This is a genomic window from Alloalcanivorax sp. C16-1, assembly GCF_046507805.1.
In the GTDB taxonomy this organism is placed as follows: Bacteria; Pseudomonadota; Gammaproteobacteria; order Pseudomonadales; family Alcanivoracaceae; genus Alloalcanivorax.
On record NZ_JBKFTK010000004.1, the window covers coordinates 178,751 to 204,412 of the forward strand.

25 protein-coding genes are annotated in these 25,662 nt (G+C 67.0%); 8 read left to right on the top strand and 17 right to left on the bottom strand.

Annotation, left to right across the window (positions count from 1 at the left end; translation table 11 throughout):
* Positions 1 to 45: 45 nt before the first annotated feature.
* From ACLD0W_RS14610 to ACLD0W_RS14620, 3 genes are all read right to left on the bottom strand, one after another.
* Positions 46 to 1,884: a sulfatase-like hydrolase/transferase gene (locus tag ACLD0W_RS14610; protein WP_410308215.1), complete on the bottom strand. Its 1,839-nt coding sequence runs from the start codon at positions 1,882 to 1,884 to the stop codon at positions 46 to 48.
* Positions 1,885 to 1,962: 78 nt separating this feature from the next.
* Positions 1,963 to 2,958 carry an alpha-L-glutamate ligase-like protein gene (locus ACLD0W_RS14615; RefSeq protein ID WP_410308216.1) on the bottom strand — a complete coding sequence of 332 codons (996 nt, stop codon included), beginning with the start codon at positions 2,956 to 2,958 and terminating at the stop codon, positions 1,963 to 1,965.
* Positions 2,958 to 4,496 (bottom strand): inactive transglutaminase family protein, encoded by a 1,539-nt coding sequence (locus ACLD0W_RS14620; RefSeq protein WP_410308217.1) that lies wholly within the window; start codon positions 4,494 to 4,496, stop codon positions 2,958 to 2,960. The genes ACLD0W_RS14615 and ACLD0W_RS14620 overlap by 1 nt, the downstream gene beginning before the upstream one ends.
* A 372-nt stretch (positions 4,497 to 4,868) precedes the next feature.
* Here ACLD0W_RS14620 and typA point away from each other — a divergent pair, with 372 nt between their 5' ends.
* On the top strand, positions 4,869 to 6,677 hold the full coding sequence (gene typA, locus ACLD0W_RS14625; RefSeq protein WP_410308218.1) for a translational GTPase TypA: 1,809 nt from the start codon (positions 4,869 to 4,871) through the stop codon (positions 6,675 to 6,677).
* A gap of 60 nt (positions 6,678 to 6,737) precedes the next feature.
* Here the strand turns inward: typA and ACLD0W_RS14630 are convergent, their stop codons facing one another.
* The gene (locus ACLD0W_RS14630) at positions 6,738 to 7,085 is read right to left on the bottom strand and encodes a DUF2007 domain-containing protein (protein ID WP_410308219.1); all 348 of its coding nucleotides are present in this window, start codon (positions 7,083 to 7,085) and stop codon (positions 6,738 to 6,740) included.
* Between the two features lie 88 nt (positions 7,086 to 7,173).
* Between ACLD0W_RS14630 and ACLD0W_RS14635 the strand changes: the two genes are divergently transcribed.
* Positions 7,174 to 7,644 carry a tRNA (cytidine(34)-2'-O)-methyltransferase gene (locus ACLD0W_RS14635; protein WP_410308220.1) on the top strand — a complete coding sequence of 157 codons (471 nt, stop codon included), beginning with the start codon at positions 7,174 to 7,176 and terminating at the stop codon, positions 7,642 to 7,644.
* A 117-nt stretch (positions 7,645 to 7,761) separates the two neighbouring features.
* Here the strand turns inward: ACLD0W_RS14635 and secB are convergent, their stop codons facing one another.
* Genes secB through ACLD0W_RS14650 form a run of 3 tightly spaced genes read right to left on the bottom strand, consistent with a single transcriptional unit; the run spans position 7,762 to position 8,909 of the window.
* Positions 7,762 to 8,223, bottom strand: a complete 462-nt coding sequence (gene secB / locus ACLD0W_RS14640) for a protein-export chaperone SecB (RefSeq protein WP_410308221.1) — start codon at positions 8,221 to 8,223, stop codon at positions 7,762 to 7,764.
* A gap of 12 nt (positions 8,224 to 8,235) precedes the next feature.
* On the bottom strand, positions 8,236 to 8,493 hold the full coding sequence (gene grxC / locus ACLD0W_RS14645; protein WP_204427843.1) for a glutaredoxin 3: 258 nt from the start codon (positions 8,491 to 8,493) through the stop codon (positions 8,236 to 8,238).
* On the bottom strand, positions 8,493 to 8,909 hold the full coding sequence (locus ACLD0W_RS14650; protein WP_410308222.1) for a rhodanese-like domain-containing protein: 417 nt from the start codon (positions 8,907 to 8,909) through the stop codon (positions 8,493 to 8,495). Before ACLD0W_RS14650 ends, grxC begins: the two co-directional genes overlap by 1 nt.
* 92 nt (positions 8,910 to 9,001) lie before the next feature.
* On the opposite strand from ACLD0W_RS14650, the gene ACLD0W_RS14655 reads away from it, so the two are divergent.
* Genes ACLD0W_RS14655 through ACLD0W_RS14665 form a run of 3 tightly spaced genes read left to right on the top strand, consistent with a single transcriptional unit; the run spans position 9,002 to position 12,270 of the window.
* Entirely contained in the window at positions 9,002 to 10,153 is a 1,152-nt protein-coding gene (locus ACLD0W_RS14655; protein ID WP_410308223.1) for a murein hydrolase activator EnvC family protein, read from the top strand.
* A gap of 39 nt (positions 10,154 to 10,192) precedes the next feature.
* Positions 10,193 to 11,503 (top strand): S41 family peptidase, encoded by a 1,311-nt coding sequence (locus tag ACLD0W_RS14660; protein ID WP_410308224.1) that lies wholly within the window; start codon positions 10,193 to 10,195, stop codon positions 11,501 to 11,503.
* On the top strand, positions 11,500 to 12,270 hold the full coding sequence (locus ACLD0W_RS14665; protein ID WP_410308225.1) for a divergent polysaccharide deacetylase family protein: 771 nt from the start codon (positions 11,500 to 11,502) through the stop codon (positions 12,268 to 12,270). The genes ACLD0W_RS14660 and ACLD0W_RS14665 overlap by 4 nt, the downstream gene beginning before the upstream one ends.
* Here ACLD0W_RS14665 and ACLD0W_RS14670 read toward each other — a convergent pair whose 3' ends face one another.
* The 9 genes from ACLD0W_RS14670 to hisB form a co-directional block, all read right to left on the bottom strand.
* Positions 12,271 to 13,152 carry a bile acid:sodium symporter family protein gene (locus ACLD0W_RS14670; protein ID WP_410308226.1) on the bottom strand — a complete coding sequence of 294 codons (882 nt, stop codon included), beginning with the start codon at positions 13,150 to 13,152 and terminating at the stop codon, positions 12,271 to 12,273.
* A 70-nt stretch (positions 13,153 to 13,222) separates the two neighbouring features.
* The gene (locus ACLD0W_RS14675; protein ID WP_410308227.1) at positions 13,223 to 14,071 is read right to left on the bottom strand and encodes a toxin-antitoxin system YwqK family antitoxin; all 849 of its coding nucleotides are present in this window, start codon (positions 14,069 to 14,071) and stop codon (positions 13,223 to 13,225) included.
* Positions 14,072 to 14,084: 13 nt separating this feature from the next.
* Positions 14,085 to 15,878 (bottom strand): hypothetical protein, encoded by a 1,794-nt coding sequence (locus ACLD0W_RS14680; protein WP_410308228.1) that lies wholly within the window; start codon positions 15,876 to 15,878, stop codon positions 14,085 to 14,087.
* 133 nt (positions 15,879 to 16,011) lie between these two features.
* Complete coding sequence (arfB, locus tag ACLD0W_RS14685; RefSeq protein ID WP_410308229.1) at positions 16,012 to 16,425, bottom strand: alternative ribosome rescue aminoacyl-tRNA hydrolase ArfB; 414 nt, start codon at positions 16,423 to 16,425, stop codon at positions 16,012 to 16,014.
* Positions 16,426 to 16,460: 35 nt separating this feature from the next.
* Complete coding sequence (locus ACLD0W_RS14690; protein ID WP_410308230.1) at positions 16,461 to 16,922, bottom strand: YaiI/YqxD family protein; 462 nt, start codon at positions 16,920 to 16,922, stop codon at positions 16,461 to 16,463.
* Positions 16,922 to 17,695, bottom strand: a complete 774-nt coding sequence (gene hisF, locus ACLD0W_RS14695) for an imidazole glycerol phosphate synthase subunit HisF (RefSeq protein ID WP_410308231.1) — start codon at positions 17,693 to 17,695, stop codon at positions 16,922 to 16,924. The genes ACLD0W_RS14690 and hisF overlap by 1 nt, the downstream gene beginning before the upstream one ends.
* A gap of 10 nt (positions 17,696 to 17,705) precedes the next feature.
* Positions 17,706 to 18,488, bottom strand: a complete 783-nt coding sequence (hisA, locus tag ACLD0W_RS14700; RefSeq protein ID WP_410308232.1) for a 1-(5-phosphoribosyl)-5-[(5-phosphoribosylamino)methylideneamino]imidazole-4-carboxamide isomerase — start codon at positions 18,486 to 18,488, stop codon at positions 17,706 to 17,708.
* A 68-nt stretch (positions 18,489 to 18,556) separates the two neighbouring features.
* Positions 18,557 to 19,201, bottom strand: a complete 645-nt coding sequence (gene hisH / locus ACLD0W_RS14705) for an imidazole glycerol phosphate synthase subunit HisH (RefSeq protein WP_410308233.1) — start codon at positions 19,199 to 19,201, stop codon at positions 18,557 to 18,559.
* A gap of 32 nt (positions 19,202 to 19,233) precedes the next feature.
* Positions 19,234 to 19,839, bottom strand: coding sequence for an imidazoleglycerol-phosphate dehydratase HisB (gene hisB / locus ACLD0W_RS14710; RefSeq protein WP_410308234.1), 606 nt, complete (start codon positions 19,837 to 19,839; stop codon positions 19,234 to 19,236).
* Between the two features lie 86 nt (positions 19,840 to 19,925).
* Between hisB and ACLD0W_RS14715 the strand changes: the two genes are divergently transcribed.
* A complete protein-coding gene (locus ACLD0W_RS14715; RefSeq protein WP_410308235.1) occupies positions 19,926 to 20,243 on the top strand; it encodes a GNAT family N-acetyltransferase in 318 nt (105 codons plus the stop codon).
* A gap of 21 nt (positions 20,244 to 20,264) precedes the next feature.
* Here the strand turns inward: ACLD0W_RS14715 and ACLD0W_RS14720 are convergent, their stop codons facing one another.
* Complete coding sequence (locus ACLD0W_RS14720) at positions 20,265 to 22,187, bottom strand: 7TM diverse intracellular signaling domain-containing protein (RefSeq protein WP_410308236.1); 1,923 nt, start codon at positions 22,185 to 22,187, stop codon at positions 20,265 to 20,267.
* Positions 22,188 to 22,342: 155 nt separating this feature from the next.
* Here ACLD0W_RS14720 and ACLD0W_RS14725 point away from each other — a divergent pair, with 155 nt between their 5' ends.
* Both ACLD0W_RS14725 and mutY read left to right on the top strand, forming a co-directional pair.
* A complete protein-coding gene (locus tag ACLD0W_RS14725; protein ID WP_410308237.1) occupies positions 22,343 to 24,574 on the top strand; it encodes an AsmA family protein in 2,232 nt (743 codons plus the stop codon).
* Between the two features lie 7 nt (positions 24,575 to 24,581).
* Positions 24,582 to 25,661, top strand: coding sequence for an A/G-specific adenine glycosylase (gene mutY / locus ACLD0W_RS14730; protein ID WP_410308238.1), 1,080 nt, complete (start codon positions 24,582 to 24,584; stop codon positions 25,659 to 25,661).
* Position 25,662 lies beyond the last annotated feature (1 nt).

Consider the following 25,662-nt stretch of genomic DNA (forward strand, 5'->3'; position numbering starts at 1 on the left):
GGCGGCAGAGTATAGCAAATCCCGGGCCCTCAAATCACGGGGCCGTCACCGCCGATAGAAACGGGACATGTCTTTCAGCACCCGGGCCAGCCGGTCACGCACGCGCACCATGACCGCGTCCGCGTCCACCGCCGGCTCGTCCCCGGCCCGGGCCACGGTCATTTCGCCAAGGCCGCCGGCGTTCATCGGCATCGCCACCTTGTAGTCCGGGCCCAGGTAGGCCACCGCGTCCCAACTGGCGGCCAGCCGGTAGCGGTCCGGTCGCGCCTGCTCCAAGGGCACGCCCACCGCGAAGTCAGCGGGCGGATTGGTCACCCCCAGCCGCCGCAGCAGGGTCGGCGCCACGTCCAGATGGCTGGTGGGCCGCGTCACCACCGCCGGGGTGATGCCGGCGCCGGCCACCACCAGGGGCACCCGCACCTGCTCGTCGTGGAAGGCGGAGTTGTGCCCCCAGCGGCCGTGTTCCATGAATTCCTCGCCGTGGTCGCCGGTGATCACCACCAGGGTGTCGTCCAGACGTCCGTCGCGCTCCAGCCGGTCCAGCACCCTGCCCAGCTGCTGGTCCAGGTGGTGCACCGCGTTGATATAACGATTGAAGATGCCCGGCATGTCCCGCTGCACGTCCATGGTGGCGTAGTTCAGCTCGCGCAGGTAATCCGGACGGATGACGCTCTCCTCGGGAAAGTAATAGCGGGCATGGGGCGATTCGAAGAACATAAAGCCGAACAACGGTCGCGTCCGGTCGCCGCCGATAAAGTCGAGCAGCCGGTCCACATTGCGCCGGTCGCGGCGCCAGCCGGGGCCCTGATCGTCACTGACCATGGCCGAGGACGGCACCGAGGCGAACACGGTGCGGTCGAACTCCGGATAGCTGAAGCGGGCGCTGGTGTAGAGGCCGAAACGATAGTCCCGGCGCTGCAGTTCACTGATCAGCACCGGCGGCCGGCGGCTTTCCAGGAACGGAAACCAGTAGTTGCCCGGCAGGCCGTAGAACAGCGAAAAAATACCCATGCGCGTGCCGTTGCCGCCGCTCATATGGTCGGTGTAACGGCGCCCGTGGCGCTCGGCGAAGCGCCAAAGGTTGGGCATGATTTCCGGGGTCAGCATGTCCGCGCGCAGGGATTCCGCCACCAGCACCAGAATGTCGGGCGACGGCGCATCGGCGGGCACCGACAACGGGTGAAGCGGGTAGTCGAGCGGTCCGTCGGCGGACACCGACAGCTCGGTTCGCGGCGGCGGCGTATAGCCCAGATCCCGGGCCAGGCCCTCAAAGGTGGCCGGCTGGTAGAACGGCACCGCGCGGGCGGCGTTGAGCACCGGTCGGTAAGCCTCCAGATCACTGAGCCCGTAGGCCACCCGCTCACCGGCCATGCACAACAGCAGCAGCGCCAGCACCCGGCGCCAGCGCAGGGACAGGGGCGGCCGACGCCGCGCCAGGGCCATCAGCCCTGCCTCCAACCCCACCACCGCCAGGGCGATCAGCGCCACGGTCCGGGTCATGCCATCGCCGCCGCCCATGGAGTCGATGCCGCCGGGGGTGATCAGCAGATTCCAGACGAAACCGTTGATGTGGAAGCCGTAAAGGCGATGAATCTGGCTGTCCACCAGCAGCAACAACAGGGTGGCGGAGGCCAGGGCCACCGCCAGCCCGCGCGCCGTGCGGGGATCCACCCAGCGATGCCAGAGCACGCTGAGCAGCCAGGCGGGCAGCAGGTACAGAGCGGTGTAGCCCACCAGGGCGGCGGCCACGAACAGGGCGGCGGGCCCGTCCTCCGGCGGCAGCCATTGGCCATGGGCGATGTACAGCCCCACCGCCAGCAGCAGCAGGTAGTTGAGCACGAAGAACAGCCCGGGAAAGCCGGGGCGCGAGGGGGCGGAGGTCATGGCGAGGGGTTGTCGGCTGATAATTCGCCGACAGTACGTCGCCTGTCTTAATAAAAACTTAATGCGCCGGTGGGGGGGTCAACCGGCGCCGGGTGTCTCCGGCAGCTCCGCCACGGCGAACCACTGCTTGGAGCGCGCCACGCGGCTGGCGGTTTCCTCGGTGCCGGCCTTGGCACCGCGTTGTTCGATGTGCTTCTCGATGATCTGGCAGCGGCGCAGCAGGCCGTCGTCGTTGGCGATCTGGATGTTCAGCCCCGGCCGCGCGTTGAGCTCCAGCATCAGCGGGCCCTTGTGCTTGTCCATTACCAGATCCACGCCCAGATAGCCGAGGCCGGTGAGGTCGTAGCAGCGCGCCGCCAGCGCCAGGCACTCCTGCCAGTCCGGCATCTGCACGCCGGCCACCGGGTGGGCGGTGTCCGGGTGGCGGTCGATTTTCAGGTTGTGCCAGGTGCCGCTCAGGGTAATGCCGGTGGCGATGTCCACGCCCACGCCGATGGCGCCCTGGTGCAGGTTGGCCTTGCCGTCGGACTGGCGGGTGGGCAGGCGCAGCATGGCGGCCACCGGGTAGCCCTGCAGCACGATGATGCGCACGTCCGGCACGCCGCCAATGCTGATGCGGTCGAACAGGTCCGTGGAGCGCACCCGGTACTCGATCAGGGCGCGGTCCCGGTGGCCGCCCAGGGAATAGAGACCGGAGATGATGCCGGAGATGTGGAACTCCAGCTCTTCCGGGCTGACCATGCGCCCGGAAGCGGTGCGGTAATAGCCTTCGAAGCGGTCGGAGATCACCAGGATGCCGTCACCGCCGGCGCCCTGGGACGGCTTGATCACGAAGTCGCCATGGGTCTCGACGATGCGCTCCAGCTTGCTGATGCCCTGCTCGGTGTCGACGATGCCGTACATGTCCGGCACCTGGATGCCGGCGTCCAGCGCCATCTTCTTGGTGCGGATCTTATCGTCCACCAGCGGGTACAGGCGGCGGTCGTTGTACATCAGCACGTAGTCGCCGTTGCGCTGGTTGATGCCCATCACGCCCCGGCGCCGCAGGGCTTTCCAGGTCTGCATGCCGAACATCAGCGTTCACCCTTCTCGGTCATCGCCCGGAAGCGCACCAGCTCCATCAGCCGGTAGCCCCGGTAATGCCCCATGAACACCATCACCGCCGCCAGAATCAGCAGCACGCCGGGGAAGGTGAACACGAAATAGACCAGCGGCTTCCAGACCATCAAAAGGTGGCACAGCACCGCCGCCACCAGGGTGCCCAGGGCCACCTTCAGCGACTGGGCGCCGCCGCGCTCTTCCCAGACGATGGAAACCCGCTCGATCACCATGGTCAGAATCACCATCGGGAACAGCGCCACCGACAGGCCGGTGGACAGCCCCAGCTTGTAGGTCATCAGGCTGATCAGGCCGATCATGATCACCACGAAAGTGAGCACCACCGACAGCCGCGCCAGCAACTGCAGCTTGAGATGTTCCAGATAACCCCTCACCGACAGACCGATGGCGGTGATGAAGGTGAACAGCAGCACGCCCCAGATCACCTGGGTTTCGCGGAACGCCAGGGCGATCAGCACCGGCGTGAAGGTGCCCAGGGTTTCCATGCCCACCAGCGAGCGGATCAGCAGCACCAGCAGCACGCCCACCGGAATCATCATCAGCACCCGGAACAGCTGCTGGGACGGCACCGGCAGTTCATAGAGGGAGTAATCGATAAAGCTGGAAGCGTCCTGGGAACGCAGGGTCTGGGCCAGCCGCAGGGCGCTCATTTCATTGCGGTGCACGCTGAACGACACCCGCGAGTTGCGGGCGCCTTCCAGGGTCAGCAGCGGCTTGTCGCCGCTCCACCACACCAGCCGGTCCTGGGGCAGCCCCTGGCGGCCGTCCACCGGGTTGAAGTACAGCCAGTTCTGGCCGTTGAAGCTGCGCAGCCACAGTTCCGGCTGCTGGCTGTTGGATTCTTCCAGTTTGAGGGTGTGCACCGGCTCGGCGGGAATGTGCGCCACCGCCAGCAGCAGGTCCACCACCTTGGCCTTGTTCCCGTCGGTGTGGTCGCCGCCCAGCAGCAGGCGCACGTTGTCGCTGTCTTCGTTGTTGACCCGCTTGATGGTCTCGCTGATGAAGGTCTCCACATCGGCGGAGTGCTGGCGGATCGGCGCCAGCAGAGCGTCCGCGGCCACCCGCTCGGCGCCTTCCAGGGCCGGGCTGGGGCGGAACTGAGGGCCGTTCTCGGGCATCGGCGCCGGCTCCGCGTAGCGGGCGGTGATCATCAGCCGGTAATAGAGGTTCTGCTGGCCGTCGCCACGGCGCGCCGACCAGGTCACCAGCCGGTTACCGTTTTCGCGGTTCACGTTGACGCCGTAATTGTTGGAGATAAAGCTCTCGTTGAGGGCGGTGAAGCCGCTGGCCAGCGGCGGCACGTACATGCGTGCCTTGATGGGGGTATTGGGACGCGCCTGGAACGACACCTGGGTGTCCACCACCCAGACCGGATCGCTCTCGCTCTCGGTCACCGGCACCTTCTGAATGAAAATCTGGTAAGCAATACTGCCGCCGCCCAGCACCAGAAGAAACAGCGCCAGCAGGCGGGCGTGCAATTTAACAGAACGCATTTGTCAGCCTTATTCCAATCCTTCGGCGAGGGTGCCGCGACCGCCGCACATGGTCCAACAACGGGGCCTCAATGTCACCGTCCCGAGGCATCGAAACCGCCCCCGGGACGCAAATAGTTGTCAAAACTGCCCGACCCGGGGCGGTCACGGGGAGCAAAAGATTGCATTGGGCGGTCCGGCCGCGAACGGCGGCCTATTCTGCCACGAAACCGGCCAGTTTCGCGGTGTCACGGTGTATTGGTGGCTTCATCGGGCGAAGGGACTGTACAATGCGCCGCCTATTTGCCCGCCTCCCCCCTTGCCGTTGCCCGTCGCACGGCCGACCGCCGCTGAGCGGCCGGAGGCATTTTGATCCCTACGGAGCCACAACCTGTGATTGAACGCCTGCGCAATATCGCCATCATCGCCCACGTTGACCACGGCAAGACCACCCTGGTGGACAAGCTGTTGCAACAGTCCGGCACTCTGGGAGACCGCGCCGGCGACGTCGAACGGGTGATGGACTCCAACGATCTGGAAAAGGAACGGGGCATCACCATCCTTTCCAAGAACACCGCCCTCAAGTACGGCGACTACCGCATCAACATCGTCGACACCCCTGGCCACGCCGACTTCGGCGGCGAGGTGGAGCGCGTGATGTCCATGGTCGATTCCGTGCTGCTGCTGGTGGACGCGGTGGACGGCCCGATGCCGCAAACCCGCTTCGTCACCCAGAAGGCGTTCGCCGCCGGCCTCAAGCCGATCGTGGTCATCAACAAGGTCGACCGCCCCGGCGCGCGCCCGGACTGGGTCATGGACCAGGTGTTCGACCTGTTCGACAACCTGGGCGCCAGCGATGAGCAGCTCGACTTCCCGGTGGTCTACGCCTCCGCGCTGAACGGCATCGCCGGCCTCGATCAGGACAACCTGGCCGACGATATGACGCCCCTGTTCCAGGCCATCATCGACCGGGTGCCGGCGCCGGAAGTGGACGCCGACGGCCCGTTCCAGATGCAGATCTCCTCCCTGGACTACAACAGCTACCTGGGCGTGATCGGCATCGGCCGTATTAAACGCGGCCAGGTGAAGACCAACACCACGGTGAAAATCATCGACCGCGAAGGCAAGGTCCGCAACGGCCGGGTGCTGCAGATCATGGGCCACCACGGCCTGGATCGGGTGGACGTGAGCGAAGCCGGGGCCGGCGACATCGTCTGCGTCACCGGCATGGACCCGCTGGACATCTCCGACACCCTGTGTGACCCGAACAATGTGGAAGCACTGCCGGCGCTGACCGTGGACGAGCCCACCGTGAGCATGGTGTTCCACGTCAACACCTCGCCGTTCGCCGGCCAGGACGGCAAGTTCGTCACCAGCCGCCAGATCCGCGAGCGCCTGGAAGCGGAGCTCAAGCACAACGTGGCCCTGCGCGTGGAAGAAACCGGCAGCGCCGACCAGTTCCGCGTCTCCGGCCGGGGCGAGCTGCACCTGTCGGTGCTGATCGAGAATATGCGCCGCGAAGGCTTCGAGCTGGCCGTGGGCCGCCCGCAGGTGATCGTGCGCGAAGTGGACGGCAAGAAGCAGGAGCCCTACGAGAACGTCATGGCCGACGTGGAAGAACAGCACCAGGGCGCCATCATGGAGCATCTGGGGCTGCGCCGCGCCGAGATGACCAATATGGAGCCGGACGGCAAGGGCCGCGTGCGCCTCACCTTCCTGGTACCCAGCCGTGGCCTGATCGGCTTCCGCAGCCTGTTCCTGACCCTTACCTCCGGTACCGGCATCCTTAACAGCACCTTCAGCCACTACGGCGACTACAAGCCCGGCGACATGGCCCAGCGCAACAACGGCGTGCTGGTGTCCATGGTGAAAGGCAAGGTGCTGGCGTTCGCCCTGTTCAACCTGCAGGAGCGCGGCCGCATGCTGATCGAGCCCAACGTGGAAGTGTACGAAGGCCAGTTGATCGGCATCCATAGCCGTGGCAACGACCTGGTGGTGAACCCCACCAAGGGCAAGCAGCTCACCAACATGCGCGCCTCCGGCACCGACGAGAACGTGATTCTCACCCCGCCGGTACGCTTCAGCCTGGAGCAGGCGCTGGACTTCATCGAGGACGATGAACTGGTGGAGGTGACCCCCCACTACCTGCGTCTGCGCAAGAAGCTGCTCACCGAGACCGAACGCAAACGCGCCAGCCGCTAGCACGGTCTGTCTCCATCGGGGCCGCGCCATGGCGCGGCCCCTGATCGCGACTGCCCGCTCCTACAGCAACCAGGCCATCAGCGCCGCCCCCAACAGCACCCCCACCAGCAGGCCCTGGCGAAAGGCCCGGCCACTGTCCGGCTCGCCACGGCCCGGCTCGCGGATCCGTTCCCGCAGGGTCGGCCCGGACGCCGGCGGCTGGCTGGCCTCGAAATCACCGATCACCTGCCGGGCCCGGTGCTCGTCACTGTCCGCCACCCAGACACTGGCGAGCCCGGCGGCGGGCAGATCGCCGACGCCGCCCTGCAGCATGTCGCCGTTCACTTGCGCCATGATGCCGGCCTGCTGGATCAGCCCCGCCACCATGTGCGCCTCCAAGCCATCGCGCGCTTCGTAGACCCGTTTCATGGCTCCTCCGGCCGCCTGGTCATCGCGCCATTATCGACGCCGCCACCAGCGGTTACCATGGGTGCCCCAACCACGGCCTTGCCCCGCTATGTTGCACATCGCCCTGTTCGAACCGGAAATCCCCCCCAACACCGGCAATATCATCCGCCTGGCCGCCAACACCGGCGCCGCCCTGCATCTGATCGAACCGCTCGGTTTTCAACTGGACGAGAAGCGCCTGCGCCGGGCCGGCCTGGACTACGGCGAGTTCGCGCGGGTGCGGGTGCATCGGGATTACCCGGCCTTCCTCGAGGCCATGGACGGCGCGCGCCAGTTCGCGCTCACCACCAAGGGCGGGCCGACGCCCGGTGAGGCGGCGTTTCGGGACGGGGATGTGCTGCTGTTCGGGCCGGAGACCCGGGGCCTGCCGGCGGCGATCCTGGAAGACCTGCCGGCGGAGCGGCGACTGCGCCTGCCGATGGTGGCGGGCAGCCGCAGCCTGAATCTGAGTAACGCGGTGGCCGCCACCCTTTACGAGGCCTGGCGGCAGCTTGGTTATCCTGGCGCTGATCGCGGCTGAAGCGGATCGCCGCCCGGCCGCTCCTACTTGCTCTGACTGGCGCCGTGGTATCGCGACTAAAGTCGCTCCTACACAGCATTTGTAGGAGCGGCTTCAGCCGCGATCAACCGGCGGTGGTTACTGCACCGTGGCGGCGCCGGCCTGCTGCTGCTCGCGCTGTTGAAGGTACAGCGCCTCGAAGTTGATCGGCTGCAGCAGCATCTGCGGGAAGGAGCCCTTGGCGACCAGGTCGGACACCACCTCGCGGGCATAGGGGAACAGCAGGTTCGGGCAGTAGGCGCCCAGCAGCTGTTCGCGCTCCTCGCCCTCGATGCCGGCGACGGTGAAGATGCCGGCCTGCTTCACTTCCACCAGGTAGAAGGTTTTCTGCTCGTCTTCGGATTTGGCGGTCACCGTGACGGTGATTTCCACTTCGTACTCATTGCCCTCGCCCAGGCGGCGGGCGGCGCTGTTGAGCTGCACATTCATCTTCGGCTTCCATTCCTGGAGGAAGATGTCCGGTGCCCCCGGGCACTCGAAGGAGGTGTCCTTCAGATAGACACGCTGCAACTGGAAGGTTTTCTTCTGTTCTTCGGCCATGGTCCTTCTCCGTTAGCTGTCGGCGAGCAGGGAGTCCAGTTCCCCCGCCCGCTCCAATGCGAAAAGTTCATCGCAACCGCCCACATGGCGGTCGCCGATCCAGATTTGCGGCACCGTGCGGCGGCCGCTGCGCGTCATCATCTCCTGACGGGCACCGGGCTCCCGGTCCACGTCGATCTCGTGCACGGTGGCGCCCTTGGCGGCCAGCAGCCGCTTGGCGCGCACGCAGAACGGGCACCAGGCGGTGCTGTACAGCGTGACCGTCACGATCAGCCCTTGGCCACCGGCAGGCCGTCGTTGCGCCAGGCGGTAACGCCGCCCTGCATGCGGTACAGGTCGGCGAAGCCCTTGCCGCGCAGCTGGCGGCCCAGGTGCGACGCCTGGTTGCCCATCTTGCAGGTGAGGATAAGAGGTTTATCCTTGTGCCGCTCCAGTTCGCCCATGCGCTCGGTGGCCTGGCTCGCCGGAATATTCAGGCTACCCGGGATATGGCCGGCACGAAACTCATCGGCGGGACGCAGGTCAACGATCACGGCGTCCTTCTGGTTCACCAGATTGGTGGCCTGCTGCGGCGAGATCGGGTTGCCGCCGCGCCGCGACTCGATCACGAAGAACACCGCCCACAGCAGAAAGAAGGCGGAAACCAGGAGATAATGGTTGCTGGCGAATTCGATCAGACGATCCATACGGGGTCCTGTTAGCGCTGGCGCCGTCTTGCCGGCGGAAAATCGGCGCCAAGTATACACATCACCGGTCGGTTAAGGTAAAACCCGCAGCCATGAAGCCGCTTTTTCTGCTATTTCTGATCCTGCCCGTGCTGGCCCGCGCGGAGTCGCCCAGCGAAGCCGACCTGGACAAGCTCAAGGACCGCATCGAGACCCTGTCCGCCGAGCAGCAGCGCGACGCCGAGCAGCGCGACGACCTGCAGACCCGCCTGCGCGAGACCGAGACCCGGGTCGGCGAGCTGGCCCGGGAGGGCCGCCGCCTGGAGCGGGAGGCCGCCGCCGCCCGCCAGCGGCTGGACAAGGTCGAGGCCGACCAGGCCCGACTGGCGGCGGAGAAGAAAACCCAGCTCAGCTGGCTGGCGCGCACCGTGCGCGCCAGCTACCAGAGCGGCCGGGAAGCCCGCATCAAGCTGCTGCTCAACCAGGAGGAACCGGATCGCATCGCCCGGTTGCTGCGCTATCAGGAGTATTTCCAGCGCGCCCGCACCGACCGGCTGGCCTCACTGGAAGGGGAACTGGTGGAACTGCGCCGGGTGGCCGAGCAGGTGGCCACCGCCCGCGCCGACCTGCTCGACCGCCGCACCCGGCTGGCGGACAGCAAGAAGGAGCTGGAAGCCGCGTCCCAACAGCGCGAGCAGGCCCTGGCCAAGCTGGATCGCTCGATCAAGCAGCGCGGCGGCGACATCGACCGCCTCAAGGCGGACCAGCAACGGCTGGAGAAGCTGCTCGCCGACATGCAGCGCAGCATGCCGTCGATCCCGCCGGCGGACCGGGGCGAGCCGTTCGGCACCCTGGCCGGCAAACTGCCCTGGCCGGTGCCCGGCCAGGTGGTGTCCAGTTTCCACTCCGCCCGCGAAGGCAAGCTGCGCTGGGAAGGGGTGGTGCTGGCCGCCGACGAGGGCGCGCCGGTGCGCGCCATCCACCCGGGCCGGGTGGTGTTCGCCGACTGGATGCGTGGCTATGGTCTGCTCACCATCGTCGATCACGGCGGCGGCTACCTGACCCTGTACGGCTACGCCCAGAGCCTGCTGCGCGACGTGGGCGAATGGGTGGCGGCCGGCGATCCGCTGGCCCTGGCCGGCCGCTCCGGCGGCAACGCCAGCAGCGGTCTGTACTTCGAAATCCGCCGCAAGGGCGAGGTGGTGAACCCGGCGCGCTGGTGCGACCGCCGTGTTACACTGCCGCCCATTGCCCGCAATGACTGATACGCTCCCGGGACCGGAGCGCCCGAATTGGGGAAACACATGCTGAAAACCTCCCGTCTTGTGCTGCGCTTCGCGCTGGCGACCCTGGTATTGATTGCCCCGACCAGCCAGGCCAGGGACGCGCAGACCGATCAGCTGGCCGAACAGGACGGCGTGCCGGTGACCGAACTGCGGGCCTTCGCCGAGGTGCTGGAGCGGGTACGCGGCGCCTATGTGCAGGAGGTGGACGAGAAGGAGCTGATCCAGGCGGCCATTCGCGGCATGCTCATGGAGCTGGACCCGCACTCCGCCTACCTGACCCCGGACCAGTTCGAGGACCTGCAATCCAGCACCACCGGTGAATTCGGCGGCCTGGGTCTGGAGGTCACCATGGAGGACGGGTTCGTCAAGGTGGTGGCGCCCATCGACGATTCCCCCGCCAGCCGCGCCGGCCTGCAAGCCGGCGATCTGATCCTCAAGATCGACGACACCTTCACCAAGGGCATCGGCCTGGCCGACGCGGTGGAACTGATGCGCGGCGAAGCGGGCACCGAGGTGAACCTGTCGGTGCTCAGCGAGGGCGACGAGAAGCCGCGCACGGTGACCCTGAAGCGCGACCGCATCCAGGTGGAAAGCGTGAAAAGCGAACTGCTGGAGCCCGGCTACGGCTACCTGCGCATTTCCCAATTCCAGAGCCGCACCGGCCAGGACGCCCAGCGGGCCCTGGAAAAGATGGCCAGCGACGGCCAGCTGCACGGGCTGATCCTGGATCTGCGCAACAACCCCGGCGGCGTGCTGGGCGGGGCCGTGGAAGTGGCTGACCTGTTCCTCAATCGCGGCCTGATCGTCTATACCCAGGGCCGCGATCCGCAAAGCCGCAACGATTACAACGCCACCCCCGGCGACCTGCTCGGCGGCCTGCCGCTGGTGGTGCTGGTCAACGGCGGCTCCGCCTCGGCTTCGGAGATCGTCGCCGGCGCCCTGCAAGACCAGGGCCGCGCCGTGGTGGTGGGCACCCGCACCTTCGGCAAGGGCTCGGTGCAGACGGTGCTGCCGATCAGCGGCGACGCCGCGCTGAAGCTGACCACCGCGCGCTACTACACCCCGGACGGGCGCTCCATCCAGGCCGACGGCATCCACCCGGATATCCCGGTGGAGGTGTCCAGCGTGGAGCTGCTGCAGGAGAACCGGCCACGGGAGTCGGACCTGCCCCACCACCTGCTCAACCAGCGCGACGAGGAACAACAGGCCGCCGCCGGGGAAGCGCCGCTGGCCAGCCGCGACTATCCGCTGTCGCAGGCCCTGTCGATCCTCAAGGGCATCAACCTGGCCGAGCGCCGCCGGGCCGGCGACGACACCGAACAACGGTGACGCGCGCCGCCACCCGGGTGGCGGCGCTGTGCCTGATGCTGCTGGCCGTCCCGGCCACGGCGGCGCCGCGTATCGCCATCATCATCGATGATCTGGGCTACAACCGGGCCGCCGGCGAGGCGGTGCTGGCGCTGCCGGCGTCGCTGACCTGCGCGGTGATTCCGGACACGCCCCATGGCCGGCGCCTGGCCCGGGAAGCGGCGACCGCCGGCAAGGAAGTAATGATCCACCTGCCCATGGCCACCCTGGACGCCCGCCGGCTCGATGCGGGCGCGCTCCACGACGGCATGAGCGAGGCCGAGATCGGCGCCGTGCTGGACCGCGCCCAGCGCGCCCTGCCCGATGCCCGCGGCCTCAACAACCACATGGGCAGCGCCCTCACCGCCGAGGCGGAACCGATGCGCCGGCTGATGGACCAGCTGCGCCACCGCCATCTGTACTTCATCGACAGCCGCACCAACGCCGCCACCGTGGCCGAGCGCAGCGCCCGCCAGGCGGGTCTGGCCGCCGGCCGCCGGGACGTGTTTCTGGACAACCAGCGCGACCTGACGCACATCAACGCCCAGTTCAACCGGCTGCTGCGGCTGGCCCGCCGCCACGGCCAGGCCATCGCCATCGGCCATCCCTATCCGGAGACCCTGGATTATCTGCGGCAGGTGCTGCCGTTGCTGGAGCAGGCCGGGGTGCGGCTGGTGCCGGTGTCGCAGCTGCTGAGCGCCCCGGTGGCCACCGCAGAGGCGGCACGGCCGGGACGCGAAGAGGGCTAGCTAGCGGGCCGGGGCGGCGCGGCCGATGCCGGTCAGGCGGCTGTAGCCCAGCATCAGGAAACCGAACAGGAACATCAGCACGCCGTACACCGCCGCCGGCACCGACATGGCGTCGGAATGCAGCAGGGTCAGGGTCACCATCAACCCCAGGGTGCCGTTCTTGATGCCCAGCTCGATGGCCACGGTGAACGCCTGGGCCCGGCTCAGGCCGAGCAGGCGGCCACCCACCATGCCCAGCACCAGGCCGATCACGTTGAGCAGCACCACCGCCAGCCCGCCCTGGCGCAGCAGCACCAGGGCTTCCTCGCCCAGGTCCACCAGCAGCAGCGCGATCACCACGATCAGCACCAGCAGCCCGAACACGCTGACCAGTTTCTCGCCCTTCTCCGCCCACTGGCGTTTGAAATGACGGATGGTCATGCCGATGGCCACCGGCACCAGGATGATCACCAGCAGGGTCAGGATGGTGCGCAGCACCGGCAGTTCCAGCACCCGGCTGCTGTCCTGGAAGTGGCCCAGGGCCCAACTGGTGAACATGGGCAGGGTGACGATGGTGATCAGGCTGGCGGCCACCGTGAGCACGATGGACAGGGCCACGTCGCCGCGCCCCAGAAAGGCGAACAGATTGGAGGTGGTGCCGCCCGGGCAGGCGGCGATGATCACCAGCCCCACCGCCAGCGCCGGCGACAGATCCAGGCTCACCGCCAGGCCCACGCCCACCAGCGGCAGCAGCACGATCTGCGCCACCAGACCGAACACGGTGGCCCGGGGGGCGACCAGCACTTCGCGGAAATCCCGGGGCGTGAGCGTGAGCCCCATGCCCACCATGATCAGAAACAGGGCGGCGGGCAATCCCACGGAAATCAGGGCGGCCTGGTCCATACGTTGTTCCTCGTTCTTTTATCAGCATTGTTGTTATAGAACGATCGTACCTTAGCCAACCACTTCGGGGCTATTGCGGCGAAGGAGCCTGGCGCTTGCCGTTGCGATAGTGAGTGATGCGGCGCTCCCCGTCTTCGGTGGTGAACATCTGCTCGCCGTCCAGCTTGTAATCGGGCAGCAGATAGCGGTCCCGCTGGGTCAGCTCGCCGCTCTCGTTGAAACGCTCCCGCAGCAACCATTCGCCGGCCCGGTCGGAGGTGACCCGCTCCACCAGGTTCCCGTTCTTGAAATTCTCGGTGATCTGGCTCCGGTCGTTGGCGAACAGGCGGGTCTGGAGATTGCCCCGTGGATCGTAGACCAGACGCACATCCTCCAGGCCGCCCTGTTCGGCGGGATGGGTGTAAACGCGTGCCAGCAATGATCCGTCCTGGCGGTAGCGCTTTTCGCGAAAGGTCCGATCCCCTTTGTCCGGAAGCGTTTCCATGGCCAGGCTCCCGTCTTCATGGAAGGCCTTGATCACCTCGTACCCTTGCGATTGGTAGTCACGGATTTCCCGAAGGTTACCGTTCTTCCAGTAGAAGCGGGCCTCGCCGGTGACCGCGCCCCGGTCGCTGTAACGACCCTCCAGCTCCACTTCGCCGTTGTCGTGGTAGTAGGTGAAGGGACCCCGCCGATTGGGATTGTCCAGCAACAGCAGCGCCTCCGGATCAGCCACATAGCTTTCAAAAAACACCTGGCCGTCGGGCCGGTCGATCACCACCCGCCAACCCTGCTCCGTTTCCTTCAGGGGCCAGTGCAAAAGAAAGACCGGCTCCCGGTCGGTGAAGAACCAGTCCGAGCCCAGGGCTCGCACATCGGCGGCGGCGGCTCCGCTCATCAGCAGGGCCATCAGGCCGGCCAGTATCGGCAAACGGGACATGACGGATTTCCTGCTATTGCGGTGAATGGGACTGCATCAGGTATTCCCAGGTGTTGTTGCGCCGCATCGGGAAGCCGATCCAGCCCGCCTGTGGAGCACGGGCATGGTGTGGCTCGCCGGCCTCGGCGGTGTCGCCGGGGCCCGCCAGGGCCACCAGCTCGGTGAACCAGGTGGCGGCGTTGTCCAGCAGTTGCTCCGCTGGGCGACGCAGCAGGTTCGGGTCACCGGATTCCAGGTGCGCCTTGAGCACCACCCGGCCGGCCTCCGGCGCGTACCACAGCAGCTCCCGGGTGAAGCCGTCCACCTGCCCGTCGCCGCCATTCTCGATGCGCTCCAGAGCGTCGCCTTCGCCGCTGGCCTGATCCTTGCGCCAGGCGATCTCGCGGCTGATGCGCAGCGCCTTGAAGGTGCCGGCGCCCACCTGGATGGTTTCCACCGCACTGACCTTGCTGGTGGTTTCGGTGCGGTAGCGGTACTGCCAGTGGGCACCGTCGCGCGCCGGCACCTTGACGGTTTCCTCGGTGCGGTAGCGCCACACGTCTCCGGGATGCAGGGGAAAGCGCAGCATGGGCCCGCTCTCCTGGTCCGCCGGCTGGTAGCGCCGGGTGTCCTCTTCCAGGGTGGCTTCGCCGCCCCCCACCTGATAGCGGGCCTGGTCGCCGTCCTTTTCGGTGAGGGTGAGCGCCACCGGCTGCGCATCATTGAACTGGTACAGCCAGGTGGTGCCCACCTCGGGCAGGGTGCGCGCCACTTCCTGGAACGCCTCCGGCACGCCGGGTTTGCCGTCGTCGTCGAGGACCACCAGATCGGCGCCGATTTGATAGCCGCTCTGGTATTCACCCTTGTCGTCGTAGCGGGTCACGGTCACCTGGCCGCTGTCCGGGTCCACCTCGAACCAGTCGCCCACCGGCTGATCGTCCCGATAGAAGCCCCGGGCCAGCCAGCTGTCGCCGCGCCGGCGGGTGAACTCCCCGTCGCGCTTGCCGTTGCGATAGTGGTCCACCTGGCGCACGCCGTCGTCGTCGGTGAAAACCTGCTCGCCGTCCTGTTCGTATTCCGGCAACAAACGGCGCTCCCGCGACATCAGCTCGCCGTCCTCGTTGAAGCGCTCGCGCACGGACCAGGTGTCCGCCAGGTCCGTAGTCAGTCGCTCCACCACCCGGTCTTCCTTCAGTTCCTCACTGACATGGGTGGCGTCGTCCGTCACCCGGCGCCGGGTCAGCTCGCCATCCGCGTCATAGCTCAGCTGCACCTGGCGGACACCGCCGCCGTCCGCGGGCTCGGAGTACTCGCTCAGCATCAGGGAGCCGTCTTCCCGGTACTGTTTCGTACGGGCGGTGCGGTCGCCCTTATCCGGCAGATTCTCCAGGGCCACGCCGCCGTCCTCGTGGAAGCTCTTGAGTACGCGATAGCCGTTTGGCTTGAAGTCCCGGACTTCGCGCACCTGCCCGTTGGGCCAATACAGCGTGGCGCGGCCGTCGATCCGGCCCTGGTCGCTGTAGCGGCCCTCCATGCGCGGCTGCCCGTTGTCGTAGTAGTAGACGAAGGGGCCGCGCCGGTTATCGTCGTCGAGCAGGTCGTCGGCCTTGGGGTCGGCGATCTGGCCCTTGAAATAGAGGGTGCCGTCGGCCTTGTCGACCACCACCCGCCAGCCTTCATCCCCCTGTTCCAGCGGCCAGTGCAACTGGTAATAGGGCTCGTCGTCGGTGAACAGCATGTTGCCGTCCAGGGCACGGGTATCGGCAGCGGCCAGGCCACTCAGCAGCAGCGCCAGCAGGCCGGCGAGAATCGGCGAAGGCAGGGTCATGAAAAATCCTTGAGCAACGTGTTTCATCGGTGAGTCCGGCGGCAACGGGCAAAACGCGGGAAGGTGCAGGGTACCGTCTTGCCGGATCAGCGCCGTGCGCCCATCGACAAGATGCGCATTCGCCCGGGCGGGCTCATGGCTGCACCTTGCCACGCAGGGCCTTGGTCTGGCCGTGCCGGGTTTTCTTGTCCATGCGTTTGTTGCGGGCGGACTTGGAGGGTTTGGTGGGTTTGCGCTTCTTGCGCTCCACGGTGGCGCTCTGGATCAAATCGCGCAGGCGCTCCAGGGCGTCGTCCAGGTTCTTTTCCTGGGTGCGGAAGCGCTGCGCCTTGATCACCACCACGCCGTCGCCGGTGATGCGGCGGTCGGACAGGGCCAGCAGGCGTTCCTTGTAGAAGTCGGGCAGGGAGGAGGCGCGGATGTCGAACCGCAGGTGCACGGCGGAGGCCACCTTGTTGACGTTCTGGCCGCCGGCGCCCTGGGCACGGATCGCCTGCCATTCGATCTCCGCGTCCGGGATGGTCACGTTGTTGGAGATGTTCAGCATGGTCCGTCCTTGAAGGTTGCGTCTTCGATGCCGCGTCAGCCGGCGCGGGCGAGAAACCGGTCCAGCGCGTTGGCGAACACCTGCACGTCACCCTTGCTCAGCGACGAAGGCCCGCCGGTCTGTACCCCGGCGGAACGCAGCTCCTCCATGAAGTCGCGGCGGCCGAGATGTTCACGGATGCTCTCCGCGTCGTAAAGCGTGCCACGGGGATTGAGCGCCGTGCCACCGTTCTCCACCACCCGCGCGGCCAGCGGAATGTCACCGGTGATCACCAGATCGCCGGCGCGGACCTGGTCGGCGATATGATCGTCCGCCTTGTCGAACCCGGAGGCCACCTGGGTGGAGCGGATGTGCGGCGAGCGCGGCACCCGGATGTGATGGTTGGCCACCAGGGTGGTGGTGACGCCCAGGCGGTTGGCGGCACGGAACAGCACCTCCCGGATCACCGCCGGGCAGGCGTCCGCGTCCACCCAGATAGCCAGGCCGGGCCCGGTCATCAGAGACGCATCTCGATGCCGGCGCGGGCCATGTATTCCTTGGCCTCGGCGATGGAGTACTCACCGAAGTGGAAGATCGAGGCCGCCAACACCGCGTCGGCGCCGCCCTGGATCACCCCGTCCACCAGATGCTGCAGGTTGCCGACGCCGCCGGAGGCGATCACCGGCACCGGTACCGCGTCGGAGATGCCCCGGGTCAGGGCGATGTCGAAACCGTTCTTGGTGCCGTCCCGGTCCATGCTGGTGAGCAGGATCTCGCCGGCGCCATAATCGGTCATGCGCTTCGCCCATTCGATGGCGTCGATGCCGGTGGGCTTGCGGCCACCGTGGGTGAAGATCTCCCAGCGGTTGTTTTCGCTCTCGCCGCTCACCTTCTTGGCGTCGATGGCCACCACGATGCACTGGGAGCCGAAACGCTGGGCCGCCTCGCGCACGAAGTCCGGGTCCTTGACCGCCGCCGAGTTGATGCTGACCTTGTCGGCGCCGGCGTTGAGCAGGTTGCGGATATCCTGAATGGCGCGCACGCCGCCGCCCACGGTGAGCGGAATGAACACCTGGCTGGCCATGCGCTCCACGGTTTCCAGGGTGGTGTCCCGGTCCTGATGGCTGGCGGTGATGTCCAGGAAGGTGATCTCGTCGGCGCCGGCCTCGTTATAGCGGCGCGCCACTTCCACCGGGTCGCCGGCGTCGCGGATCTCGACGAACTGCACGCCCTTGACCACCCGGCCGGCGTCCACGTCGAGACAGGGGATGATGCGTTTCGCCAACGTCATGTCGCGGCCCTCATTCACGTACTCCACTGCCGGTGGTGCCGGACATGCCGGGCCCACGGGAATCCAGTTCGTCGGCCAGCGCCTGGCCCTTCTCGAAGTCCAGGCTGCCCTCGTAGATGGCGCGCCCGGTGATGGCGGCGGTGATGCCGGCGGACTGACTGCCGCACAGCTTGCGCACGTCTTCCAGGTCGGTGATGCCGCCGGAAGCGATCACCGGAATCGAAATGGCGTCGGCGAGCCGCTCGGTGGCTTCCACATTGACGCCCTGCAGCATGCCGTCGCGGCTGATGTCGGTGTAGACGATGGCGACCACGCCGTCGTCCTCGAACTGGCGCGCCAGGTCCACCACGTCGATATCGCTGACCTCGGCCCAGCCGTCGGTGGCCACCTTACCGTCCTTGGCGTCCAGGCCGACGATGATGTGGCCCGGGAACTGGCGGCACATGTCCTTGACGAATTGCGGTTCCTTCACCGCCTTGGTGCCGATGATCACCCACTGCACGCCGGCGTCCAGATAGGCCTGGATGGTCTCGGCGCTGCGGATGCCGCCGCCGATCTGGATCGGCAGGCCGGGATGGGCGCGGGCGATGGCGTGCACGATCTCACCGTTCACCGGCTCACCGGCGAAGGCGCCGTTCAGATCCACCAGATGCAGACGGCGGGCGCCCTTTTGCACCCAGTGGTCGGCCACGGAAACCGGGTCTTCGGAGAACACCGTGTCATCGTCCATGCGGCCCTGCTTGAGGCGCACGCATTTACCGTCCTTGAGGTCGATGGCGGGAATCAGCTGCATGGGGTTCTCTCTTCAATTCAGGGTTTTCAAAAAAGCGAGCCGGCGGCTGAAGCCGCCGGCGTGGGGATTCAAGGCTGCCAGCGCAGGAAGTTGGCCAGCAATCGCAGACCGGCGTCGGCGCTTTTCTCCGGGTGGAACTGCACCGCGAACACATTGTGCTTGGCGACGGCGGCGGCGAACGGCAGCCCGTATTCGCAACGACCGGCCATCTCCTCCTCCGGCACCTCGGTGGCGCAGTAGCTGTGCACGAAGTAGAAGCGGCTGTTGTCGTCGATGCCGTCCCAGAGCGGGTGATCCACGGTCTGCTGCACCTGGTTCCAGCCCATGTGCGGCACTTTCAGCCGCCCGCCGGTCTCGCCGTACTGCTCGCCGAAGAAGCGCACCCGGCCGGCGAACACGCCCAGGCAGTCGACGCCGTCGTTCTCTTCGCTGTGGTCCATCATCGCCTGCATGCCCACGCAGATGCCGAGCACCGGCTTGTGGGCGTCGATGGCGTCGAGGATGGCCCGGTCCAGGCCGGTGTCGGTGATCACCTTGATGCAGTCGCGGATCGCGCCGACACCGGGGAACACCACCCGGTCGGCGGCGCGCAGGGCGTCCGGATCACCGGTGATGTGAATGCGCTGGCCGTCGGCGGCCATCTTCTCCAGCGCCTTGCCGGCGGAGTGAAGATTGCCCATGCCGTAATCGACCACGGCCACGGTTTCGCTCATGGGGGAGCCTCTTGGTTGATCCGGGACGGCCCTCAGGGAGCCTCGGTCAGGGTGCCCTTGGTGCTGGGGGTCACGCCGTCCATGCGCTCGTCCGGTTCCACCGCCACCCGCAGGGCCCGGCCGAACGCCTTGAACACGGTTTCGGCCTGGTGGTGGGCGTTCTTGCCGCGCAGGTTGTCGATGTGCACGGTGATCATGGCGTGGTTCACCAGCCCCTGGAAGAACTCGTAGAACAGGTCCACGTCGAAGCCGCCAATCTGGCCACGGGTGAAATCCACGAACATTTCCAGGCCGGGGCGACCGGACAGGTCGATCACCACCCGCGACAGGGCCTCGTCCAGGGGCACATAGCTGTGGCCGTAACGGCGCACACCCTTCTTGTCGCCCCAGGCCCGGGTCAGGGCCTGGCCCAGGGTGATGCCGATGTCTTCCACGGTATGGTGGGCATCGATGTGCAAGTCACCGTCGGCGTGGATCTCCAGGTCGATCAGGCCGTGGCGGGCCACCTGGTCGAGCATGTGCTCCAGGAACGGCAGACCGGTGTCCAGCTTGCTGTGCCCGGTGCCGTCCAGATTCACGCTGACGCGGATCTTGGTCTCCAGGGTGTTACGCTCCACGGTGGCGCGGCGTTCGCTCATCGGTACCTCCAGAAAACAGAACCCCGTATTATACGTGCCCCCCGCGCCCCTCACCAGCGGGCGCGCCATCGCGTTTGGGAGACCGCATGCCGATTACCGTCGAATTCCACCCGTCCCGCCCGGAACTGGCGCAAACCTTCGCCCAGGTGCTGCGCGACGATTCGGACTACGCCGCCGAACTGGCGCTGACTCTGCAGGAAGGTGCCGCCAACGGCAACGAAGTCGTCGCCGCCCACTTCAACGGCCGGCCGGTGGGCGTGGCCGTGCTGAACGGCGACAATCTGGCCTGGATGGTGATCCACCCGGCCACCCGGGGGCGTGGCGTGGGCCGGGATTTCCTGCGCGGCATCGAAGCGAAGCTGGGCCATGCGGTCAAACTGCCCGGGAAGTGCCGGCGCGGCTGAGCCGGATCGCGGCCGAAGCGCTCAGGCCAGCGGCAGCCGGATCACCAGGGCGAAGCCGGTGTCCGGCCCGTTGCTTTCCGCCCAGATGCGCCCCCCGGCCTGCTCGATCATCACCCGGGCCATGGCCAGGGACAGGCCGTAGCCCTCCTCATGATGCCGCGAGCCGACCACGAAGAACGGCTCGAACAGGCTTTCCAGCTGGTCCGGCCCGGCGCCGCGCCCATGGTCGCGCACGCGGATCTGCGCCTCGCCGGCCAGGGCCCGCCCGGTCACCTCGATGCTGCCCCCGGGGGCGCCGAAGCGGATCGCGTTGTCCAGGGCCATGCCCAGCACCTCGCCCAGCTCCCCTTCATCGGCGAGCACGGCAAGGTCCGCGTCCAGATCCGCGTTCACGGTCAGCCCCTGCCGGGCCAGCACTCCGGCCCGGCTGGCCAGCAAGGCGTCCAGCAGAGCGGCCGGGCGGCAGCGCCGGGCCGCCGGCGGCCGGTCCCGGTCGGCCAGGTCGAAGTAGCGCAGCGAGGTGCTAACCATGCCGATCAGCCGCTTCTGCCCCTTGCGCACCAGTTGCCAGACCCCTTCCTGGTCATCCCCGCCGCCCAGGGAATCGGCGGCGCCGATCCAGTTGATCGGCGTGTTCAGTTCGTGACTGACGTACTGCAAAAAGGTGGATTTGTCCCGGTTCATCTGCTCGATCTCGGCCAGATGCCGCTCCAGGTTCTCCCGGGATTGCCGGGCCAGCAGATTGCGCTCCTGCTCCAGAAAGCGGATCCGGTCGCCCAGGGCCAGGGACAGCATCACCACCACCCAGAGCGCGCCCAGGTGCGGCAGCATGCTGATCAGCGAGTCGTAGGGAATCCAGTCCAGATTGCCCAGCACGAACACGAAGATCAGCCCCAGGAACACGAACCAGGCGGCCACGTACAGCCGCGCCGCCCGGTAACCCGCCGACCACACCGTCCAGCCCAGCCAGCTGAACAGCAGCACGGTGACCACCACCAGGGCGGTGGACAGGTAATAGGACCAGGGCGCGGCGACCAGCAGCTGCACCGGCAGCAGCAGCGCCACCCCCAGCAGGTAACCCCGAATCAGCCGATCGTAACGGGGGAAGCGCTCTTTGAGGCTCAAAAAATGGCGCGAGTACATGGCCAGCGCCGGCGTGCAGATAAAGATGCCCAGCCAGTAGAACTCATTGAGCTTGGGCACCGAAGGCCACAAAAACTGCAGCCCGAAGCCGTTCACGTTCAGGTTGAACACCGTGATGCCCACCAGAAACGCCACGAAATACAGGTACACCGGCTCCTTCAGGGACAACGCCAGCAGCGCGTTGTAGACCACCATGATCAACAGGCAGCCGTAGAAAATGCCGTACACCAGCAGGTCCCGGTAGGTGTATTCCACCAGACCGCTGGCGCTGTACAGCATCGGCGACATGTTCAGGGCGCCCTTGCCGCTGACGCGCACGAAATAGTCCCGGTCCGCCGCCACCGAGGTGTCCAGCGGAAAAATAAAGGCCCGGTGATCCATCAAACGGTGGTCGAACGGCAAGGTGTCGCCCATGTCCACCCGCCGGTAGCCGCCGTCGGGCAGGGGCGCGAACAGGGTGATGTGGTCGAGGATCGGGTAGCGCTCCACCAGGTACCAGTCCTCGCCGGCCACGTCACCGGCGTCCACCGCGAAGCGCAGCCAGATCACGCTGCCGGTGAAACCGAAATTGAGGGCATCGCTGTGATTGGGCTGGAACCGGCCGGCGAAGCGGCCGCGCACCGCCTGGAAGTCCCAGCCGCCCTCCGGGTCCACCAGCACCGCCATATGGCGCGCCACGGCCACCGCGTCCCGCTCGCCGGTGAGCACCGCGGGGGCGCCGTCGGCGGCACGGGCCGCGCCGCACACCACCGCCAGGAGCAGTAACCCCGACAACACCAGGATATTACGGAACTTTAACAAAAGAAGGTCCCCAAAGCGTGATACTGGAGCATGCGCCCGCGAGCTTCGCGCCGGCCCGTCCGCGCGCGCTATACTCAGAGGCTTGTTGTCATGCGTTATCATGTCCCGCAGATATAATCCCGGCCCCCGGCCCGGGGCGCAAGGAGAGGCTTGTTATGGCACGCGCGATAAAAATCGTCGTTATAGTCCTGGTGGCCATTGTGGTGCTGCTGGCGGCCACGGTGTTCGTGATCACCCAGGTGATCGATCCCAACGACTTCAAACCGCAGATCCGTGAGCAAGCGCTCTCCCAGGCCAATCTGGAACTGGAGATCCCCGGCGAGCTGGATTGGCAGTTCTGGCCCAGCCTGGGCGTCAGCCTGGGCCGCACCGAGGCCCGTCTGCCCGGCGAGGAAGAGCTGTTCGCCGGCATCGACAGCGCCAGCGTCAGCGTCGCCGTATGGCCGCTGCTGTTCGGCAATGTGCGGATGGACGGCGTCACCCTGGACGGCCTGGAACTGAACCTGGTGGAAACCGCCGACGGCGGTAACTGGGAGAAAATCGGCCCACGGGACGGCGCCACCGACGAAGCCACCCCGGACCAGCCCGCCGCCGACGAGCAAGAAGGCGGGGCCATGGACATTCCGCTGACCATCCCCAGCGTCGCCATCACCAACGGCCAGGTGCGCTACCGCAACACCACCGACGGCACCGACATCCGCGTGGAGCACTTCAACTTCAATGCCCAGGACGTGAGCCTGGAAGAGCCGTTCCCCATGCAGCTCTCCCTGCGCTACCAGGACCAGAGCGACGTGCGCGTGGACCTGAACCTGGACACCACCCTGGCCGCCGACCTGAACACCAACCACTTCGTGCTCGACCCGATGACCCTGGACGCCCAGATCGGCGGCCTCACCGTCAATCCGGTGGACGTGCATCTGCAGCAGAAGCTGGACGTGAACCTGGACGAGGACCGGGCCTCCATCACCGACCTGGTGCTGGAAGCCGCCGGCACCCGCACCACCGGCCAGGCCACCGTTACCGGCCTTAGCGGCGAAATGAAAGTGGCCGGCCAGCTCAACACCGCGCCGTTCGACGCCAACAAGGCTCTGGAGGCGATCGGCGAACAGCCCATCGAAACCCGTGACGACGCGGCGCTCAGCAAGGTGGCCCTGGACGCCACCCTGGCCGGCCCCGCCGGCAGCGTCATGGTGGACCCGCTCAAGGTGACCCTGGACAGCAGCACCCTCAGCGGTAAAGCCGGCCTGGAAAGCCTGGAAACCGGCAAGATCGTGTTCGACCTGGTGCTCGACAAGATCACCCTGGACGGCTACCTGCCCCCGGAAAGCGGCGATAAGGACGATGCGCCGGCCAGCACCGCCGGCGCCGGCGGCAACGCCGGCAAGCAGGCCGGCACCGAGCAGCTCTCCGAGGCGGAGCTGATTCCGGTGGAGAGCCTGCGCCCGCTGCTGATGGACGGCAAGCTCAAGATCAACGAATTGAACTACGAGACCATCCAGGCCAAGAATCTGACCTTCAAGGTCGACGCGAAAAACGGCGTGCTGCGCCTGGCCCAGGCCTCCGGCCAGACCCTCAACGGCAGCTTCTCCGGCAGCGGCAGCCTGGACGTCTCCGGCAAAACGCCCCGTATCAACTTCACGCAGAAGGTCACCAGCATGCAGCTGCAGCCGCTGGCCACCCTGGCACTGGGCGAGGACCTGGCCAAGGGCCTGTTCTCCCTGGACCTGAACTTCAGCGCCTCCGGCAACAGCGAAAAAGCCCTGGTGCAGTCCGCCAAGGGCAACGCCACCGCCAATCTGTCCGACGGCACCGTGCGCGGGCTCAACCTCTACAGCACCCTGGTGGGCGGCGTGAACGACATGCTCGGCCGCTTCCAGGCGCTCAGCGCCCTGATCCCCAACCAGGAATCCGGCAAGCTGCCGGCGGCGCTGTCCGAGGACACCAAGATCATCGACCTGACCACCGTGGCCAGCCTGGATAAGCAGGTGGCCAACCTGAACAGCCTGGAAGCCAAACTGGACAAGGGCACCATCTCCGGCAACGGCTGGCTGAACACCCTGACCCAGGAGTTCGATCTCAAGATCGGCATGCAGTCCCCGGAACTGGGCGGCAGCAAGTACCTGGAAGGTGCCACCTGGCCGCTGCGCTGCCAGGGCAGCCTGGCCGGCAACCCGGCCAAATGGTGCGGCCCGGACCGCGACGGCTTCGCCAAGATCGCCCAGCAGGCGGCCACCAACGCCGCCAAGAGCAAGCTCAAGGACAAGCTCGGCATCGACGCGGAAGGCGACACCACCGAGGAAGTGCTCAAGAACGCCGCCAAGCAGAAAGCCGAGGAAAAAATCCAGGAAGAGCTGGGCGACAAACTCAAGGGGCTGTTCAATCGCTAAGCGAAGGATGAGCGAACCCGCCTTCAGCGACGCCGTGCTGGCCTGGTACGACCAGCACGGCCGCAACGACCTGCCCTGGCAGCACCCGCGTACCCCGTACCGGGTGTGGGTCTCGGAGATCATGCTCCAGCAGACCCAGGTGGCCACGGTGATCGGCTACTTCGAGCGCTTCATGGCCACCTTCCCGGACGTGCACGCCCTGGCCGCCGCCGACGTGGACCAGGTGCTGCACCTGTGGACCGGCCTGGGCTACTACGCCCGCGCCCGCAACCTGCACAAGGCCGCCCGCCAACTGGTGGAAGAGCACGGCGGCGACTTCCCCGAAACCGTGGAGGAAGTGGCCACCCTGCCCGGCATCGGCCGCTCCACCGCCGGCGCCATCCTCGCCCAGAGCCGTGGCGTGCGCGCCCCGATCCTGGACGGCAACGTCAAACGGGTGCTCACCCGCCTGCACGCCGTGCCCGGCTGGCCCGGCAAAAAGCCGGTGGAAAACCGCCTCTGGGAACTGGCCGAGCAGCACACCCCCGATGCCCGCCTGGCGGACTACACCCAGGCGGTCATGGACCTGGGCGCCACCCTCTGCACCCGCCGCCCGGACTGCCCGCGCTGCCCGGTGATCCACCTCTGCCAGGCCCACGCCGACGGCAATCCCCAGGACTACCCCGGCCGCAAACCGGCCAAGGACAAACCGGTACGCGCCACCCGCATGCTGATCCTGCAGGACGACCAGGGCCGCGTCTGGCTGGAACCGCGCCCACCCAGCGGCATCTGGGGCGGCCTCTGGTGCTTTCCGCAACTGGACGTCTCACCCGACAACCCCGAAGACGCCCGCGACGACGCCCTGGAACGCCGTGGTCTGACCGCAGGCCACCAGGAAAACCTGCCCGGCTTCCGCCACACCTTCAGCCACTTTCACCTGGACATCGAACCGCAACTGATCCGGGTGGACAGCCACGGCCACGCCGTGCAGGATGCCGCCCAAGGCCGCTGGATCGACCCCGCCGCCCCCGGCGAACTGGGCCTGGCGGCGCCGGTGAAAAAACTGCTCGACCAGCTCCATGGCCCCCGCCAACGGGGCCTGCTGTAAC